Below are 17,494 nucleotides of genomic sequence, written 5' to 3'. Positions count from 1 at the left end.
CTATTATTGAATTAGGGAGGGGTATTTTGTGAATCAATTTGAAGAAAATGTCCAAAGTAAGCGAAACGATGCTATAGATTCAGGAGTTGGGTTTATCGTATCTTTCGGATTTTTTGCAACTATGTTTATCATTGCTACAGTAGTTAAACTTTTAGGTTCTTAATAACCACCTCATCACACTTGAGACTGTCGTTTGACAGTCTTTTTTTGAGGGTGTGTTCGCATTGATTTTTTTCGTACATAGGACTGAACAGATTGCTTTAAAATAACTGTTAAAACTGCTTAGAAGAGATAATATTGGAGTTGCCTACGTTTTCTTAATTTATGTTATGGTGATATTGTGTAAAAGGTTCCAGTTTCATTTGTATATGTGTATATGATTGCTCCATGTTTATCTGTTCTAAATATACGAATATTTCTTATAGCTAAACGATCTATTACCTTTTCATGGGGATGATTGAATATATTATTTTTTCCAGCGGATATTAATGCAAATGATGGGTTAATGGCTGTAAGAAATTGTTCTGTAGTTGAAGTATCGCTACCATGATGACCAACTTTCAATACGTTACTTGATAAATTCGGAAAGGATCTCATAAGTGCCAACTCTCCTTCCGCCTCTAAATCTCCAGTAAAAAGCCAATCTAAACCACCGATAGCGGTAAAAATCACAATTGATTGATTGTTCTCATCTATTTCTGTTCCACTTGGTGATAATACATAAAATGTATACCCATGATCTATCCATTGATCCCCTTTTTTTACTAATGTTATATGTGTATTTGAAGATATTGCTTTTCCAACTAATTCCTTTTCAAAATTAGTAATAAGCTTTGTATTAGACAATACTACTTCGTCTATGTGGATGTTATCAAACAACGTAAACGATTCTCCTGCATGGTCCATATCACTATGAGTTAAAATTAATTTATCAATTTTTCTAATACCTTTTGCTTTTAATAAAGGTAATATTACATCTTCACCTACTTGAAATGTGTTACTCTTCTGTTGCCATAATTCTTGAGTAAATGGTATAGAACCTCCGGTATCAATTAAATAAACCGCCTTTCGATTTGGAAGTGTAATTAATATACTGTCGCCTTGACCAATATCAAGCATTATGACTTCCCCTTGGTTGCTAAAAAAATACCAGTTCCAATTAAACAATACTACAATAAAAAATATACAAATCGGAACGGTTAACCTTCTCCAAGTCCCTTCTTTCTCTAAATATATAAAGAACAGAATAATACTAAAAGCATACCCAAACATAACGATTGTAGTTGGCCTTCCAAATGTAAGAGATGATATTGAAATGCTGGATAACGAAGAAACAAACTCATTTGCATTATTTAGAGCAAAAGAAAGGCATAAATCAACTAACTTACCTATTGATGGATAAATAAAAAAACTTGTTAATGTTATAAATGACAAAGGGAGAATAAACAAAGAAAAAAATGGTACGAACAAAAGGTTAAGAAGGATACTAAGGGGAGATATTTCATAAAAATTATATATAATAATCGGTAATGCTGATAATTGAGCAATTACTGACACCCATAATAATTGAGATATCCTATTTTTTTTGTGCATAATAATTTTGTTGGCTGAAAAAATTAATGAATAAGTAACGATAAATGACAACTGAAATCCAACTTCAAATAACTGATATGGATCGATTAGTAACATACATAAACATATTAAACTTAGAACATTGATGATGTGGACTTTTAATGATAATTTAATGGCTAAGAATATACACCATGTCATAAAACCTGCCCTCATTACCGAAGGTGATCCTCCTGCTACAATAATGTATACAGGGATGATAAATAGTAGTAAATTAGTCATTGTTTCACGTGTTATGCCAATCCTTAAACCTATTAAATATATGAAACCTGTCACAAACCCAACGTGTAGTCCTGAAATGGCTAACAAATGAACGATACCTAATTTCTGATAAGAAGATAACACTTGTTCATCTATAGCATGTCGATATCCATATATTAACGCTGTAACGAACCCTGATGATACGGTAGAAAGATTGACCATCGTAAACTTGATACCTTTTTGTCTCATTAATACTATATGATCATACAGAGTCATACCATCTGTAGAGCATTGATTCAATTGAATGCTTTCTGGTTTAAGAATCCAATGTACTCTGTGACTTCGCAAATATGATTTATAATTAAATTCATAAGGATTTCTACTACTAGCTGGTTCTTCAAGTGTCCCTGTTAAATAACACTTCATACCTAATTGTATAGAAGATAAAGCTTCCTTCTCCATTTTAGAGCTTATTTTAAATCGTAATAACACTTTTTCCTTATTTGGAAGTTTGACTGTTGTCGTTAACTGGTTACCATTAATTTGAATATCAGAAGTGAATTTAACAATAAATTCGGTAGCTGTCGGGGAGATGTTACTTATATTTTGTTTATCTATATAAGTTGCATAAAGGAAGAAAAAAATGTACAGTGTGAAAAAAATAACGGCTGTAGTATATCTCTCTTTAAAAAATACGTAAACAAAATAGAGGAGTAAACAAAACAATACGGTAGGATGTAATGAGTGATATGAGGTTAATATTCCTAATACAGCTGCTATTAAAGCATACATGTAACTTTTGTTCATAAATACCTCCTTATATGAAGGTGTTATAAATAGCTCATAGCATGCAAGCTTAGATACAAATACCGGTGGAGAGTGTTCTCCACCTACTTACTCCATTTGTACCTAACTGAGTTTAAGGGCTTGTCTATTTACACATATGAGGTAAACAGCTTATTTGTCTCATCATGTAGCTTACTAATTTCTTTACTATCTAAACCCTCATCAGCCAACCTCTTAATCAACGAGGTGACGAATAGAAGTTTTTCTTGATTTTTTAAATCAATAATCATTTCATCTACTTCAACTTGATCAACCAATATATTAGACTCTTTAAACATTTCTAGTGCATACGGATGGTTTTTATAATCGTTCGCATAATATACTGCCTTTATTCCACTTTGTACAATCGCTTTACAGCACTGTAGACATGGAAAATGCGTAACATAAATTTCAGCACCTTCTGTAGGAACCCCAAATTTAGCACATTGTAAAATAGCATTCATTTCTGCATGAATCGTCCTTACACAGTGGTTATCAATTACGTAACAACCCTCATCAACACAATGTGTGCCACCTGCTATAGATCCATTATATCCACCAGCAATTATCCTCTTGTCCCTTACGATTGTGGCACCAACAGCAAGCCTTGTACATGTACTTCGCAATGCTAGTAAATGACTTTGTGCCATAAAATATTGATCCCATGAAATACGTTCCATAAAGACTCCCCCAATATGTTCAATATATCAATAGTGTAATGAAAGATGTGTAGATTCGTCAATTTTCGATATCATACTTTTTGCATATTAATAACAATCAATCGTAGAAAATTTTTTGACAAGCAGTAAGCTTCTCATCAGCCTTTTTCAATTGTTTTTTCTGATTGTTTTCCTTTTAAGGAATTAACAAGTGTACAAAAACAAAATTCGAACCAGCTTTTCTTCTTTAAAATGATAATCGTTGTATAACAACCTCGTATAATTCTTTTTTACAGCAATAATAAAAGAGCTTGTGATATGGCCATGTCAAATTCATACATTTACCTTACTACTACGTATTCAAGCAACTTTTCTAATGATTTTTCACCAATTCCAGATATTTTTAACAAATCTTCAACCGCTTGAAAAGATCCATATTCCTCACGATACGATAAAATCGCTTCAGCCTTTTTAACTCCAATTCCTGGCAAAGATTCTAATTCAGCCATTGTGGCACGATTTAGATCAACTTTATCTTTATCTTTTTCTTTTCCTATTAATGAATGTTGTAAATCATAATTCTCCTCTCCCTGCTTAGGTACATAAAGGACCATTTCATCATAAACTAATTGTGCCAAGTTTACTTTAGACATGTCTGCAAACTCTAATACTCCTCCTGCCTGTTCAATGACATCCATTACCCTAGAGCCTTCTGCCATTTCATAGACCCCTTCCGAAGCAACTGCTCCTTTTATATCGACGTATATTGCATGAGATACTTCCGTGCTACTTTCTGCGATCGGTTTGTCTTGTTGCTCTAGAAAGGATTGTAAATTGCTGTCAACCATAGCCGTTTCATCAGGTCTTGTTATCATATTAACAACAATACCAGTGAAAATAATTAAGATTATTAAAGCAACAAACCAATATTGCTGGTATTTTCTTAGAAATTCCATAATTAAGCTCCTTTCAATTCAGTCATAAAGTAAAAATGAAAATCATATTGTATAGGAGAGATATTGTTACGTCAGGAGGGGATCTTAAAATGAATGTAGGGATTATCGGTACCGGAAATATGGGCAAGGTATTAATTGAGGCGTTTATTGAATCAAAAGCTCTATTACCATCAAAACTGTGTATATTCAATCGGACGATTGAAAAAGCAGAAAAAATTAAGATAAACTTCCCTGAAATAACAGTTACTTCTGATGCTGAAGATGTCATAACCCAGTCAGATATCATTTTTATTTGTGTTAAACCACTACAAATTCACCCCCTTTTACAACAAATTTCACCTTGTTTAACACATAATAAATGTCTCGTTTCAATAACCAGTCCAATATCAGTACATCAAATTGAATCTATGGTAAACTGTCAAGTTGCAAGGGTTATTCCAAGCATTACAAATCGAGCGTTTTCTGGAATTTCATTAATATCCTTTGGCGAAAGTTGCAGCCAGCATTATATATCCTATATTAATTACTTATTTTCAAATATATCTGAACCCGTTCTCATTGAAGAACAAGTTACCAGAGTAGCATCTGACATAGTAAGCTGTGGACCAGCATTTTTCAGTTATTTAATACAAAGATTTATCGATGCAGCTGCAAATAAGACGGAGATTACGAGAGAGCAAGCAACTACTTTGGCGACAGGAATGATAATCGGGATGGGTGAGCTTTTACAAAAAGATATTTTCACTTTACAAACGCTTCAGGAGAAGGTATGTGTAAAAGGCGGTGTTACAGGGGTAGGTATTGAAGTATTAGAAAAAGAACTAGGTGACATGTTTGAACATTTATTTCAAAGCACTCATGACAAGTTTTGTGAAGATATAGAGGATGTTCATAACCAATTCATTTAATCATTCTACATTTCAAGCAGAATCCCTTCAAATTTTTTTCATTTGGTATCAAAGGGTCAGACTGTATTCAGTCTGACCCTTAGTTTGTATGTAACAAGTTTTATTTTCTTGCCACAAAAAATATTCTTTCTGTCTGTTCATTCACTTGTTCAACGGTAAAATCTCCACTGATAGACAGCAAAGTAAATCCTGCTTGAACAAGCCACTGTTCATATTGATCTATTAAAAACGTACGTTGAGTATGAGTTTCATCATAGCGTGCATAAAATTCTGTATCTTCTTCCCTCACAAAAAAGGCTAGGTCATGCTCAACACTATTCGAAAGTTCACCATCAAAACACTGCCAAATATAACTAATGTCTTGTTCATGATGCGCAAAAGTATGTGTTGCTATATAGTTACTGATTTTATTTACAGAGTGAACATCAAACATTAACAAACCACCATCTTCTAGCTGATTATATACATGGCGAAAGGTTTGTTGTACGTCTTGTTGTTCTATTAAATAATTTAAAGAATCACAGAATATAAGAACGCAATCAAACAACGGGAACCCTGATAACTCTCTCATATCTTTTTGTATAAATGTAATTGAATGTTTATTGGACAATGACTTCTCCAAAGCTACAGCTAGCATATCCTCTGACATATCTACACCCGTAACATCGAATCCTTCATCTGCTAATCGGATGGATAATTCCCCCGTACCACAAGCCAAATCAAGTATTTTTGGACCAATTCTATACTTTGTTATATTTTCTTTCGTGAACTTCAGCCATAAATCATAGGGGGCATCTTTCATTAAGCGGTCATAGTAATATGCAAAATGATTGTATGTCATTGACTTAGCTCTTGTTGTAAATCTACCCTCTGTGCATCTCCCCAGAGCTTTTCAAGATTATAATAGCTTCTTTCATCCTTGTGAAAAATGTGCACTACAACATCTCCAATATCTATTAAAACCCATCGAGCTTCATCATAGCCCTCGAGTCGTTTAACCGTATAATCTTGTTCTTCAACAAGATCTTTAATTTCCTTTGCAATCGCTTGTATTTGTTTTTCAGAATTCCCTTGGCAAATTAAAAAATAATCAGCAATAAGTGAAATACCTTGCATATTTAAAGCTACAATTTGCTCTGCTCTTTTATCATCTGCACCTTTGGCAGCAAGTAATAACAAGTCATGATTTGTCATATTTTTGGTCCTCCGTTTTTTTCATAAGTAAATCGTTATACGTTAATAATGTATCAGGATAAATTAACTGTTTTTTGTTCATTAAAAACATCATCGTGTTATGCAAAGCCTGAATGACAGCATCATTTAAATTCTGAGAAGCTATAGCTCTTACTTCTTCTACACCAGGAAAATGCCTGCCAGGCTCAATATAGTCAGCCAAAAAGATAATTTTTTCAAGTAAAGTCATATTCTCTCTACCAGAAGTATGATATTTTATCGCATTAATGATTGCTATATCTTTAATACCAACTTCTGTTTGTACAAGATAAGCCCCAACTGGTGCATGCCATAGTTCATTATGAAAGTGCAATAAATTTTGATTCATTTTTTGCTCAATGATTATTTTTTTCATTACTTCTTTCGATCTAAATTTTGCATAGTCATGAAAGATAGCAGCTAATTCACACTTCTTTTGATCACAATCGTACCTCTTTGCTAATTCAAGCGCAGTTTCCATAACGCCAATCGTATGTAGATAACGATGCTCAGTTAATTGTTCTTTTACAATTTGTAAAGCTTCTTCACGTTTCATATAACCTATTCTCCGCAATATATTGTCTAACCTTACTCGGCATAAGATATTGAGTCGTCTTGCCTTCTTTCATTCTCTGTTGAAGCAATGAAGAAGAAACATCAAACTGTGGAATTACCACTTGTAGAATAGGGTAATTCGTATTCACATCATATTGCCCCCTTTTAACACCTACAAATGTTACTAATTCCAGTAGATCATTGATTTTATACCATTTAGGCAAATATTCCACCATATCAGCACCAATAATGAAATAAAACTTGTAATCACTATACTGTTCAACCAATATCTTCATTGTATCATACGTATATGATACTCCTTGTCGGTCAATTTCAATCGTATTTAGCTTAAATAACGGATTATCTCCAATTGCGAGTCGCAGCATCTTAAGTCTATCTTCACTACTAGATATATATTTATGTTGTTTATGTGGAGGTGTATACGTTGGCAAAAACCAGACCTCTGATAAATGTAGCTTATCTAAAACTTCATTTGCTATTAATAAATGTCCATTATGAGGAGGATCAAATGTCCCACCAATAATTCCTACTTTTTTCATACGTAACTAACCCTATGAAGGCAGTTTAATTTGCTTGTTATCTCTTGATTCTTTATATAAAACGATCGTGTTACCTATTATTTGAACTAATTCAGCCTTTGTACCATTCACGATATCTTCAGCAACTACGTTGCGATCATCTTCACAATTTTGCAGTACACTTATTTTTAATAGTTCTCTTGCTTCTAGTGCTTCACCAATTTGTTTATTCATGTTTTCATTCACTCCACCTTTGCCTACTTGAAAAATTGGAGTTAAATGATGAGCTTTTGAACGTAAAAATCTTTTTTGTTTTCCTGTTAGCATGTTGTTCCTCCTAGTTTTTTTAACACAATCTTTCTCATACGAGCTGTATTTGGAAACATATTGGTCCACGTTTCAAACGCTAGAGCGCCTTGATAAACAAACATATCTACACCATTTTGGACCACTGCTCCATTGTTTCGTGCTTCTGTTAACAATTTTGTTTCAAGTGGATTATAGATAATGTCAGATACTAAATGGTTCTTATTAATGTTTTTTGTACTTATAGGTATAGCATTAGTTTTGGGGCTCATACCTACAGATGTAGTATTAATAATAATGTCATAATGGGGTATCCGTGTTTCCGCTTCATGTAAGGTCAACGCCGAAGAATGAACATCAAACTGACATTGTTTTACTAACTCTACTGCGGTAGTCATCGTTCGATTGCAAATGTCTATGCTCTGCACACCATGTTTTGCGAGTGAAAAATAAATCCCTCTAGCAGCTCCACCTGAACCAATGATTAATATCTTTTTGCTATTTAATTGTGATGTAACCATATTTGCTAAAGCACGAACATAGCCTGGTCCATCGGTATTATATCCAATTAATCTTCCATTATTATTTACAACTGTATTAACAGCGCCTATTTGTTCAGCTAGTTGATCGATATCATCTAAGTACTTCATGATACTTACTTTATGTGGTATTGTAACATTAAAACCAGCAATTTGTAGAGCTTTACACCCTAATATTGCATTCTCTAAATTTTCTGGTTCAACATGAAACGCGTGATACTTTGCATCTATCTCTAAATTAGCAAAAGCATCATTATGCATTTGTGGTGACAATGAATGAGCAACTGGACAACCAATTAGTCCAAATAATTTTGTCACTTTTCCTCATCCCCTATAAAAATCTATTTTTAAAGCAGGCTGTTTTTGCATTTGTTGTTTTCGCCCTAAGAAATTGCCACGATAACGAGAGTTCGTAGCATTAATAACATTAGCAACAATGTTTACGAAAAGAGCTTAAAATAAAGCTTAAACAAAACCTGGTCTATTAGCATCATTTAATCTTCATAGCACCGACAGGTCCAAAAAAGCTCAATTATTGTTCTAATGGCATGTAAAAAAACATAATGCTTAAAGCTATTTATTCATTTCGTCTAAACTGTTTCATGCATGTTGCAAATGTACATGAATTATAGCCATTGTCAATGTTTATATTAGTGACTTTCTAATTGATACACCTACACCTTTCGGTACATGCGCACAAATTGTTAATCCCGGCTCATCTATTGTTATCCAACCTAAACCAGAAAATACTATTTCCATTTTTCTTTCTTTAATCGTAAATTCATGAGCGATTAGTGGTGGAAATTCATCAACATGTTCCTTTCGCGGTGGTTGTAAAAGGTCCCCAGCATGCTTTTTATATAAATCATCTGCATTTTCAAGCTTAGTTCTGTGTATTGATAAATCATTGGAAACATAACATACAAATGATGTTCTATTTCCTTTTATAAAGTCAAAGCGCGCTAGACCTCCAAAATATAAAGTTTGCCCCTCATTAAGCTGATAAACTTTTGGTTTGATTTCTTTTTTAGGCGAAATAATCTTTAAATCTCGCTTATCTACAAAATGAGCCATTTGATGATGATTTATAATTCCAGGTGTATCGTATAGAAAAGAGCCATCATCTAATGGTACTTCTATCATATCTAATGTAGTTCCCGGAAATTGAGAAGTTGTTATGACATCCTCATCGCCACTAAACTCTTTAATTACTTGATTAATGAATGTGGACTTACCTACATTGGTGCAACCGACAATATATACATCTTTTCCATTTCTATATTGTTCAATCATTTCTGCAACTTCACGCACACCGTGACCTTTTGTAGCGCTAATTAAATACGTGTCAATCGGCTGCAAGCCTAATTCTTTAGCTGATTGCTTCATCCAATTGATCACCTTAGTATGTTTTATAGACTTTGGTAATAAATCAACTTTATTACCGACTAGAATAATATTTTTATTGCCCACAAACCTGTGTAATCCAGGCAACCAGCTGCCGTTAAAATCAAAGATGTCAACAATTTTCACAACTAATCCATCTGTTTTACTAATTCCATTTAGTATATTTAGAAAATCATCATCTGTTAAGGAAACATCTTGAATTTCATTATAGTGTTTTAACCGAAAACATCTTTTACAAATAACATTTCCTTTATTAAGTGCAGCCTTTGGTGCATAACCAATTCCATCAGGGTCATTTGTTTGAATGGTTACGCCACAACCAATACAGCTAATCCGTTCATTTTCCACTTATTTATTCCTCCCAATAAAGCATGCCTTTTCGCTTCATCCAAGCTAAAAGTTGTCTTTCAATTTTACGATTAATTCTAGTGAAAAAACCGTCTGTTTGTGCAACAGGTACGACAAGAATCGTGTGATAGCCTCCTCTATTCCCACCTAATATATCTGTTAATAGTTGATCTCCAATAACGACTGTTTCTTCTTTTAAAATATCCATGCTTTTTTGCGCTTTTCCAAATGCACGTTTTAAAGGTTTCCTCGCTTCAAATATGAATGGAATATGCAAAGGGTCTGAAAAAGATTTTACCCTGTTTTCATTATTATTTGAAACGATCGTAACTTTAATGCCGCTTTCCTCCATATCTTTAAACCATTCAATTAACCTCGGTGTTGCATTCGGACGATCCCATTCCACTAATGTGTTATCTAGGTCCGTTATCACACCTTTAATTCCTTTTTCCTGAAGGTGTTGCGCTTTAATATCTAATACACTTTTCACGTGTTCATTAGGTAGAAAATGTCTAAGCAATTCAGATACCACCTTAATCATTTGATTGTCTCTATATAACCTTATTATCATACCTAATTTTGTGTTTAGTTTCAAAACAATCTTTTATTGACATTTTGTCAAATGTTGTTTTATTCAAAAATTAGCAAAAAACTTTTCGACAAAATATTCCCAATAAAAAATGTGGATAATTTTATACACATTATACATACTGATTTAACGCCCCCAAAGAAACTTATGAACAACTTACCCACAGGTTGTCCACCTCAAACTGTGGATAACAGAACGGTTGTTCTCTACATATATTCATGTTAAAGTGAAGATAATCTAATCAACTTACCATAATATGCTTACTCCACATCATTTAGAACTCCAAAACTATTTTCCTTTAAGCGTTTGTAAAAACGATGACTACTATACCTACTTACATTTAATAAAGGTTGTTTTCACATTGATTGCCGTTGTTCATTTTAGAAACACACACACCAACATCTATTGAAGATGAAAGTCGCATTAGCATCACCTTGCTGTTTTACTAGGCTAAAGTTTACAAAAAGAGCCTGAAAAAGATTACTTGTTTAGGAGGTGACATGCCAATTTGGCAGCTGATATGAAACGATTATCAGATGAACTTTTAATTCAATCCTATTTTAAAGCGATGGACCTTAAACTTAGCAATGAATTTATCCATTTAATTAAACTCGAAATAAATCGTAGGTCATTGAACAACAAAATAAAAATACCCTCATAAGAGCGAGCAAACTCCTAGGCCTTAGTTGAACCACAACGCTTTCTTGGAAAGTAGGGATTTGAAGCTGTGTAAACAGTAGGATTTCTCAATAAGGGAATATCTGATTAATGGCTCATATACATTCTTGGCAGTTGACATCCCTATAAAATCTAGCTAGGACAGGACTTCTTGCTAATATCCTCTCTCTTTGCTTTTTTTTGCAAACTTTAAATTGTTGCTCTTTATAATAGGCTGTTTTCACATTGATTGTTGTTTTCCTATTTAGGAATTAACACGTGCACAACTAGGGACATTTTTTCTTTTCTATAGACTATAGGTGTCATATACAACACATCAGCTACTTGCTCAAATGTAAGTGTAAAAAAGCAAAAAAATACGAAAAGAGCCTTAAGTAATATCCTCCACCTCAATGAATGTAATCTTACACAGTAACCAGAAAATGTTAAAGGCATACAATTAAAAGCTTTTGAATGGTTTAAAGAAAATCACGACAATAAGTAATACTTATCAAAGAACATAAATAATCAATATTTTACTAATCGTACTTCGATTAATACAATAAAAGAGAATTTAGCTACTTCAAAGATTATATAGTTGTAAAAAAATAATTTTCAATAATACTGGGAGTGGGTTTAATGATCCTTGGTTTACATCACGCTCAGATAACTATTCCTAATGGGTCTGAAGAAGAAGGGAAAAACTTTTATTGCGGGATTCTCGGTTTACCTGAGAAAGAAAAGCCTGAATCGTTAAAAGGACGTGGAGGGTTTTGGGTAACAGTAGGAGATAGAGATGTACATATAGGTACAGAAGATGGGTTTGACCGCTTATCAACAAAGGCTCATATAGCTTATCAAGTAGAGAATATATCCTACTGGCGAAATGTGTTAGAACAAAATAATATTAAGATAATTGAAGGAGTACCTATTCCAAATTTTGAGCGTTTTGAGTTTAGAGACCCGTTCGGAAACAGAGTAGAGATGATTCAACAAATTTAGGTTCCTTTATAAGTCATTTTAGTAATTAGATGAAAAAAACAAAGAGCTTAGGGATTTCCTTAAGCTCTTTGTTGATGAAAATTCGCTTGGTGATTATATTACGATGAGGAATGATTGGTTTCTCTCGTTCTACACCCAAATTCAACTCGTACAGGTTCGACTAAATCTCTCTGTTATTCAGTTAATTCCATAAATTGCTTGACATCTTCAATAGAGAGTTTTACTGCTTGTTCCCAAAAATCTCTTTGTGTCAAATCAATTCCTAAGTGTTTATGTGCCAACTCTTCAACAGTCATCCTTGCTGTATCTTGTAAAAGAGCGATATACTTTTCTTCAAATTCTTTGCCTTCTTCTTGAGATTTTTTATAAATTCCAAGTGAGAATAAATAACCAAATGTATATGGGAAATTATAAAATGGCACTCCTGTAATATAAAAATGTAGCTTAGATGCCCAAAAATGCGGATGGTATTGCTCTAATGAGTCACAGTAAGCTTCTTTTTGTGCATCAAGCATTAGTTCATTTAGTCGTTTTGTACTAACCATACCCTTTTTACGCTCTTCGTAAAACGCAGTTTCAAACATAAATCTAGCATGTATATTCATATAAAAGGCTACGCTTCGCTGGATTTTATCCTCAAGTAAAGCTATCTTTTCTTCCTTTGAGCTTGCCTGCTGCACTGCTGCATCTGCCACAATCATTTCAGCAAAGGTTGATGCTGTCTCAGCAACATTCATTGCATAACTTTGATTTAGTGGATGTACATCACCCATCGCATGTTGATGGAAAGCATGTCCTAGCTCGTGTGCCAGAGTTGATACATTTGATGGTGTACCAGAGAAAGTCATAAAAATGCGAGATTCATCACTATCAGGAAAACTTGTGCAAAAGCCACCTGGTCGTTTTCCTGGTCGGTCTTCTGCTTCGATCCATCTATTGTTAAATGCTTTTTGTGTGAAATCAGTAATTTGTTCCCCAAATAAGCCAAATTGTTTTAAGATGAACTCTGCGCCATCTTGATAAGTAACTGTCGAGTCAGCTTTACCAACAGGTGCATCCAAATCACTCCAGCTTAGTTTTTCTACATTTAACAGTTTTGCTTTTCTATTTAAATAGTCAACAAATGGTTGCTTATGATCTGTGATAACTGACCACATCGTATCCAATGTTTGTTTACTCATACGATTAATGTCGAGTGGTTCTTTTAAGACATCATCCCAACCTCTTTTGTTGTATACTTGTAAGCGAAAACCTCCTAAATGATTTAATATTTCGCTATAAAAATCAGCTTGCTCTCCCCAAGCTTGCTCCCATTTTTCAAACATACTGTCCCTTGTATCTTTATCCTTACTTGAAAATTGATTAGCAGCTTGACCTATTGATAAATCTTGGAGTTTCCCATCCACTTCAAATGGGATTTTCATCTTACCAACAGTTAGATTATACATTTGTCCCCAAGAGTGATAACCGTCAACAGATAAAGAATTTATAAGCTCTTCTTGTTCAATTGGTAGCTTTTCACTTGCACGTTGCCTGCGTTCAGTTAATACATATGACAGTTCTGCTAATAAAGGATCTATTAGTAATGGACCCCACACTTCATCACTTATTGACACAAGATGTTCATCAAAGTGTGTAGTAATCGTTGCAAAAGCTGCATTCAATTGTGTAATTTTCCCACGTAATATGTTAGCTTTCAAATCAGAAGTATCTTGTGCCTGAAGACAACTAACAAATGCACCCGTCTGTCTAATTTTCTTTGCAACTAATTGAAAGAGATGAATAAGATTATGTAAACCCTCTACATCATTCCCACCAGTTGGTGATTCAAATGTTTGTACGGCATTTTGAAACTCCTTCATATTTACTTCAATTTGTTCAATATAATTTTGTAAGTCCTCAGAATCACTTCCACCTTTAAAAATAGACTCTAAGTCCCATGTATCTAAATAAGCATTATTCATTCTGACATATCTCTCCTCTATAAAATTATTATATCTTCATATTATTTTATTCTATAAAAAAATTCAAATAACTTAATTCGATACTGATAGGATTTATTATTGTTTAAATTGCCTTTTTTGCTGGGACAGACACAAAATCCACAACACGCTCATAAGAATTATTAATAGGCTTTTGCCTAGAGAATGAATGTGGAGGTGATTGGGTGACAGAAATTTTATCTGCATTAGGTTATTTCATAAAGGAGTTAGTTTTTTTAGTATCACATGTAAAAAACAATGCCTTTCCACAACCGTTGTCTCCCTCTGAAGAAAAGAAATATTTACAGCTCATGGCGAATGGTGACGAACATGCAAGAAACATATTAATTGAACATAACTTACGTTTAGTTGCACATATTGTGAAAAAATTTGAAAACACCGGTGAAGATGCAGAAGATTTAATATCCATCGGTACGATAGGTTTAATTAAAGCAATCGAGAGTTACTCTTCAGGAAAAGGCACAAAACTTGCGACATATGCAGCTAGATGTATTGAAAACGAGATACTTATGCATTTAAGAGCTTTGAAAAAAACTAAAAAAGATGTCTCACTTCATGATCCAATCGGGCAAGATAAAGAAGGAAATGAGATTAGTTTGATTGATGTATTAAAATCAGAAGCCGAAGACGTTATTGAAACGATTCAATTAAACATGGAGTTAGAAAAGATTAAAGAATATATTGATATACTTGATGAACGAGAAAGAGAAGTCATTATTGGACGTTTTGGTCTAGATCTAAAAAAAGAAAAAACCCAACGGGAAATTGCAAAAGAATTAGGTATATCGCGAAGCTATGTTTCTCGTATTGAAAAAAGAGCATTAATGAAAATGTTCCATGAATTTTATCGAGCTGAAAAAGAAAGAGGGAGGAAATAAAACAACGAAATTTATTACACGTTTGATAAGCCAGCAACTATAGAGTAATATTTTCGTTGTCCTTGCAACTGAAATTATCCTTGTTTATCTTTTTGTAGTTTTCTATATATCTTTCCTCTACAATTTTTTGACTTTAATCTTGATTGTAAGTCGACACATTCTACTGTCACATCTTCGCCAGAAATATCTTTTGAATAAACTTTCACGCTTAATTGCTCAAGCTTATCTAGAAATGGGTAAAAATTTTTTTGAGGAATCCGTATTACTACTGCACCTTCAAGCTGTTCTTTCTGTTCGTTATGCACATTTGATTGAACGATATAACCCCCGATAGCTTCAGCATCAATTTGAATTTGCTTATACTTTCGTTCATAATCCTCCACTTCCATCCTTATATTAGCTTGATTAATAACCATTCTGTCATTATTTGTTATCTCTGTTTCGTTTGGTGCAGATTCTTCTGATGTGGCAAATTCATTGCTACTTCAGTTTTATTTTCATTTGATAAACTTGCTTTACCTTCATTGTACGAGCTACAACCAAATAATAGTATATTGATAAAAACAAACATACAAAGCCTTTTCAATATATGCTTCAAGACTACAACCCTCACCTGTTAGACTATTTTCGTAAATTTTGTTGTTATCTAAATAAAAAAACTATGAGGAAGTAGTGGTGTTAGGTTTACATTGTTTTAAAGAAAGCAAACCGAAATCTAGTTGTATTAGTGTTTTTAACTTTTTAAGAAAAGGCTATTTTCATAAAATTTGTACCTTTTTCACTTACATTTGAGTAACTTGTATTTGATATGATTTCTAGACTTTTTAGAAGAAAAGATGCTACGAACTTTAGATGCATACGTGCCTATATTTAAGAACGAAACAACAGTCAATGCGAAAACAGCCTAAGAAAAACAACGAGCTATTAATAAACAACCTATTAAAAGGATAAACGATTTTTCTAACCATTTTGTTACATTTATATATCTGAAAAGGTTGTTTTCGCGTTGATTACTATGATAGTAGCGCTATAACGAGCATTGAGGATATATTTCATTTTTTATAACGATTATAGCTGTATCATACATCAGGTGTTCTAAATTAGCACAAATAGTTTCAAAAAAAGTATACTAGGCTACATCTCTAAAGCAAGTTCTAATCACTGATTGAGTAGTTCACCGAAGTTGTTTTCTGAAACGACTTTGAATCCGTGGCTTTCTAACAATGCAGCTGTGACTCCATTACCAGCTATTTTCATCCCATTAAAATCTCCATTGTAAATGTGTGTGGAACCACAAGAAGGGCTATTTTCCTTCAAGACTACAGTAGATGCTTTATATTGTTTAGCGATTTTTAACGTATCGTAAGCACCCTTTATAAATTGTTCAGTAACATCCTGTCCTGAAATTGATAGTACTTTTGCTGCTCCACTAAGAACATCTTTGCCAGAGCCACCGACAATTTCAGCTGGTTCTCTAGGAGTAGCTAAGCCTCCTAACACTTCTGGACATACCGCTATGGCCTTTTTCTTATCAACTAGATCTTTTATTATATTATGCAAACTATGATTTCCATCATAACGACACTCATTTCCTGCTAAACAAGCGCTTACTAATATCATTGATATGAGGCCTCCCTATGATTATGTTCATCTTTACTATTTATTTTACCACATGAACTTGTAATGATTTTGAAAGTGATAACACATATCAATATTTATACTGTAGAGGTTGTAATTTATAAATATATGAAAAAGTGTTATAGTTAACTGAAACTTTACGTAAATATGCTCGTATTTATAATTGATAACAATAAGGGGGAACCTACTAGTGAAGCGAACAGGAGAAATAGTTTTAAGTATAATCGGAGCCGTACTTAGTGGCTTTTTAGCAATTATAGGAGGGGCATTTACTTATTTAATGACCAATGAAGCATTTTTACAGGAGTTAGAGGCACAATTTGCTACTGACCCTCAGCTTGCTACATTCAATATCGCAGAATTGATGGAAATTATAGGTAATACTGGATGGATTGTTGTAGCTGCCGGTATGATTGGTTTAGTATTAAGTATCATTGCAGCCTTTTGTTTAAAAGGAAATAATAAGCCAAAGCTTGCTGGGACTTTATTAATTATTGCTGCATTATTAGTCGCCTTAATGACTGTGTTATTTGCATGGCCAATCGCTCTACTGTTCTTAATTGCAGGGATTATGAGTTTAGTACGTAAGCCGAAGCAAAACATATACGATTAAGAAATGATGAAATCGATTTTTAGCTTATGGCCG

General features: G+C 33.4%; 20 protein-coding genes. 6 read left to right on the top strand and 14 right to left on the bottom strand.

Features of this window, described 5'->3' with window-relative positions; genetic code table 11:
* Window positions 1–28 precede the first annotated feature (28 nt).
* The gene (locus SLH52_RS03225) at window positions 29–163 is read left to right on the top strand and encodes a YqzM family protein (protein ID WP_320207853.1); all 135 of its coding nucleotides are present in this window, start codon (window positions 29–31) and stop codon (window positions 161–163) included.
* A 164-nt stretch (window positions 164–327) separates the two neighbouring features.
* Here the strand turns inward: SLH52_RS03225 and SLH52_RS03220 are convergent, their stop codons facing one another.
* The 3 genes from SLH52_RS03220 to SLH52_RS03210 all read right to left on the bottom strand — a co-directional run bounded on the left by SLH52_RS03220 (window position 328) and on the right by SLH52_RS03210 (window position 4,270).
* A complete protein-coding gene (locus SLH52_RS03220; RefSeq protein WP_320207852.1) occupies window positions 328–2,637 on the bottom strand; it encodes a DNA internalization-related competence protein ComEC/Rec2 in 2,310 nt (769 codons plus the stop codon).
* Window positions 2,638–2,765: 128 nt separating this feature from the next.
* Window positions 2,766–3,335 (bottom strand): ComE operon protein 2, encoded by a 570-nt coding sequence (locus tag SLH52_RS03215; protein WP_320207851.1) that lies wholly within the window; start codon window positions 3,333–3,335, stop codon window positions 2,766–2,768.
* 320 nt (window positions 3,336–3,655) lie between these two features.
* The gene (locus tag SLH52_RS03210) at window positions 3,656–4,270 is read right to left on the bottom strand and encodes a helix-hairpin-helix domain-containing protein (RefSeq protein ID WP_320207850.1); all 615 of its coding nucleotides are present in this window, start codon (window positions 4,268–4,270) and stop codon (window positions 3,656–3,658) included.
* An 89-nt stretch (window positions 4,271–4,359) separates the two neighbouring features.
* Between SLH52_RS03210 and comER the strand changes: the two genes are divergently transcribed.
* Window positions 4,360–5,178 carry a late competence protein ComER gene (gene comER / locus SLH52_RS03205; protein WP_320207849.1) on the top strand — a complete coding sequence of 273 codons (819 nt, stop codon included), beginning with the start codon at window positions 4,360–4,362 and terminating at the stop codon, window positions 5,176–5,178.
* A gap of 100 nt (window positions 5,179–5,278) precedes the next feature.
* Here the strand turns inward: comER and SLH52_RS03200 are convergent, their stop codons facing one another.
* From SLH52_RS03200 to SLH52_RS03165, 8 genes are all read right to left on the bottom strand, one after another.
* Complete coding sequence (locus SLH52_RS03200; protein WP_320207848.1) at window positions 5,279–6,019, bottom strand: class I SAM-dependent methyltransferase; 741 nt, start codon at window positions 6,017–6,019, stop codon at window positions 5,279–5,281.
* A complete protein-coding gene (gene rsfS, locus SLH52_RS03195; RefSeq protein WP_214480343.1) occupies window positions 6,016–6,372 on the bottom strand; it encodes a ribosome silencing factor in 357 nt (118 codons plus the stop codon). Before rsfS ends, SLH52_RS03200 begins: the two co-directional genes overlap by 4 nt.
* The gene (gene yqeK, locus SLH52_RS03190; RefSeq protein WP_320207847.1) at window positions 6,359–6,946 is read right to left on the bottom strand and encodes a bis(5'-nucleosyl)-tetraphosphatase (symmetrical) YqeK; all 588 of its coding nucleotides are present in this window, start codon (window positions 6,944–6,946) and stop codon (window positions 6,359–6,361) included. The genes rsfS and yqeK overlap by 14 nt, the downstream gene beginning before the upstream one ends.
* The gene (locus SLH52_RS03185) at window positions 6,936–7,505 is read right to left on the bottom strand and encodes a nicotinate-nucleotide adenylyltransferase (protein WP_320207846.1); all 570 of its coding nucleotides are present in this window, start codon (window positions 7,503–7,505) and stop codon (window positions 6,936–6,938) included. Before SLH52_RS03185 ends, yqeK begins: the two co-directional genes overlap by 11 nt.
* A 12-nt stretch (window positions 7,506–7,517) precedes the next feature.
* Window positions 7,518–7,811 (bottom strand): ribosome assembly RNA-binding protein YhbY, encoded by a 294-nt coding sequence (gene yhbY, locus SLH52_RS03180; protein WP_320207845.1) that lies wholly within the window; start codon window positions 7,809–7,811, stop codon window positions 7,518–7,520.
* Window positions 7,805–8,647: a shikimate dehydrogenase gene (gene aroE / locus SLH52_RS03175; protein ID WP_320207844.1), complete on the bottom strand. Its 843-nt coding sequence runs from the start codon at window positions 8,645–8,647 to the stop codon at window positions 7,805–7,807. The genes yhbY and aroE overlap by 7 nt, the downstream gene beginning before the upstream one ends.
* Before the next feature lie 327 nt (window positions 8,648–8,974).
* Complete coding sequence (gene yqeH / locus SLH52_RS03170) at window positions 8,975–10,081, bottom strand: ribosome biogenesis GTPase YqeH (RefSeq protein ID WP_320207843.1); 1,107 nt, start codon at window positions 10,079–10,081, stop codon at window positions 8,975–8,977.
* 4 nt (window positions 10,082–10,085) lie between these two features.
* Window positions 10,086–10,622, bottom strand: a complete 537-nt coding sequence (locus tag SLH52_RS03165; protein WP_320207842.1) for a YqeG family HAD IIIA-type phosphatase — start codon at window positions 10,620–10,622, stop codon at window positions 10,086–10,088.
* Between the two features lie 568 nt (window positions 10,623–11,190).
* Between SLH52_RS03165 and SLH52_RS03160 the strand changes: the two genes are divergently transcribed.
* Together SLH52_RS03160 and SLH52_RS03155 are read left to right on the top strand one after the other, a co-directional pair.
* Window positions 11,191–11,331 carry a sporulation histidine kinase inhibitor Sda gene (locus tag SLH52_RS03160; RefSeq protein ID WP_214480351.1) on the top strand — a complete coding sequence of 47 codons (141 nt, stop codon included), beginning with the start codon at window positions 11,191–11,193 and terminating at the stop codon, window positions 11,329–11,331.
* 635 nt (window positions 11,332–11,966) lie between these two features.
* On the top strand, window positions 11,967–12,329 hold the full coding sequence (locus SLH52_RS03155; protein ID WP_320207841.1) for a VOC family protein: 363 nt from the start codon (window positions 11,967–11,969) through the stop codon (window positions 12,327–12,329).
* 173 nt (window positions 12,330–12,502) lie between these two features.
* On the opposite strand, the gene SLH52_RS03150 is transcribed toward SLH52_RS03155, so the two are convergent.
* A complete protein-coding gene (locus SLH52_RS03150; protein WP_320207840.1) occupies window positions 12,503–14,293 on the bottom strand; it encodes a M3 family oligoendopeptidase in 1,791 nt (596 codons plus the stop codon).
* Window positions 14,294–14,496: 203 nt separating this feature from the next.
* Between SLH52_RS03150 and sigK the strand changes: the two genes are divergently transcribed.
* A complete protein-coding gene (sigK, locus tag SLH52_RS03145; protein WP_214480356.1) occupies window positions 14,497–15,210 on the top strand; it encodes an RNA polymerase sporulation sigma factor SigK in 714 nt (237 codons plus the stop codon).
* A 74-nt stretch (window positions 15,211–15,284) separates the two neighbouring features.
* On the opposite strand, the gene SLH52_RS03140 is transcribed toward sigK, so the two are convergent.
* Together SLH52_RS03140 and SLH52_RS03135 are read right to left on the bottom strand one after the other, a co-directional pair.
* A complete protein-coding gene (locus SLH52_RS03140; protein ID WP_320207839.1) occupies window positions 15,285–15,626 on the bottom strand; it encodes a DUF4349 domain-containing protein in 342 nt (113 codons plus the stop codon).
* A gap of 742 nt (window positions 15,627–16,368) precedes the next feature.
* Window positions 16,369–16,830: a DUF523 domain-containing protein gene (locus tag SLH52_RS03135; protein ID WP_320207838.1), complete on the bottom strand. Its 462-nt coding sequence runs from the start codon at window positions 16,828–16,830 to the stop codon at window positions 16,369–16,371.
* Between the two features lie 208 nt (window positions 16,831–17,038).
* Here SLH52_RS03135 and SLH52_RS03130 point away from each other — a divergent pair, with 208 nt between their 5' ends.
* Window positions 17,039–17,461, top strand: coding sequence for a DUF4064 domain-containing protein (locus SLH52_RS03130; protein ID WP_320207837.1), 423 nt, complete (start codon window positions 17,039–17,041; stop codon window positions 17,459–17,461).
* Window positions 17,462–17,494 lie beyond the last annotated feature (33 nt).

It is taken from the genome of Cytobacillus sp. IB215665, assembly GCF_033963835.1.
GTDB lineage: Bacteria > Bacillota > Bacilli > Bacillales > SM2101 > Nanhaiella.
This window is presented reverse-complemented; position numbering and strand designations above follow the sequence as displayed.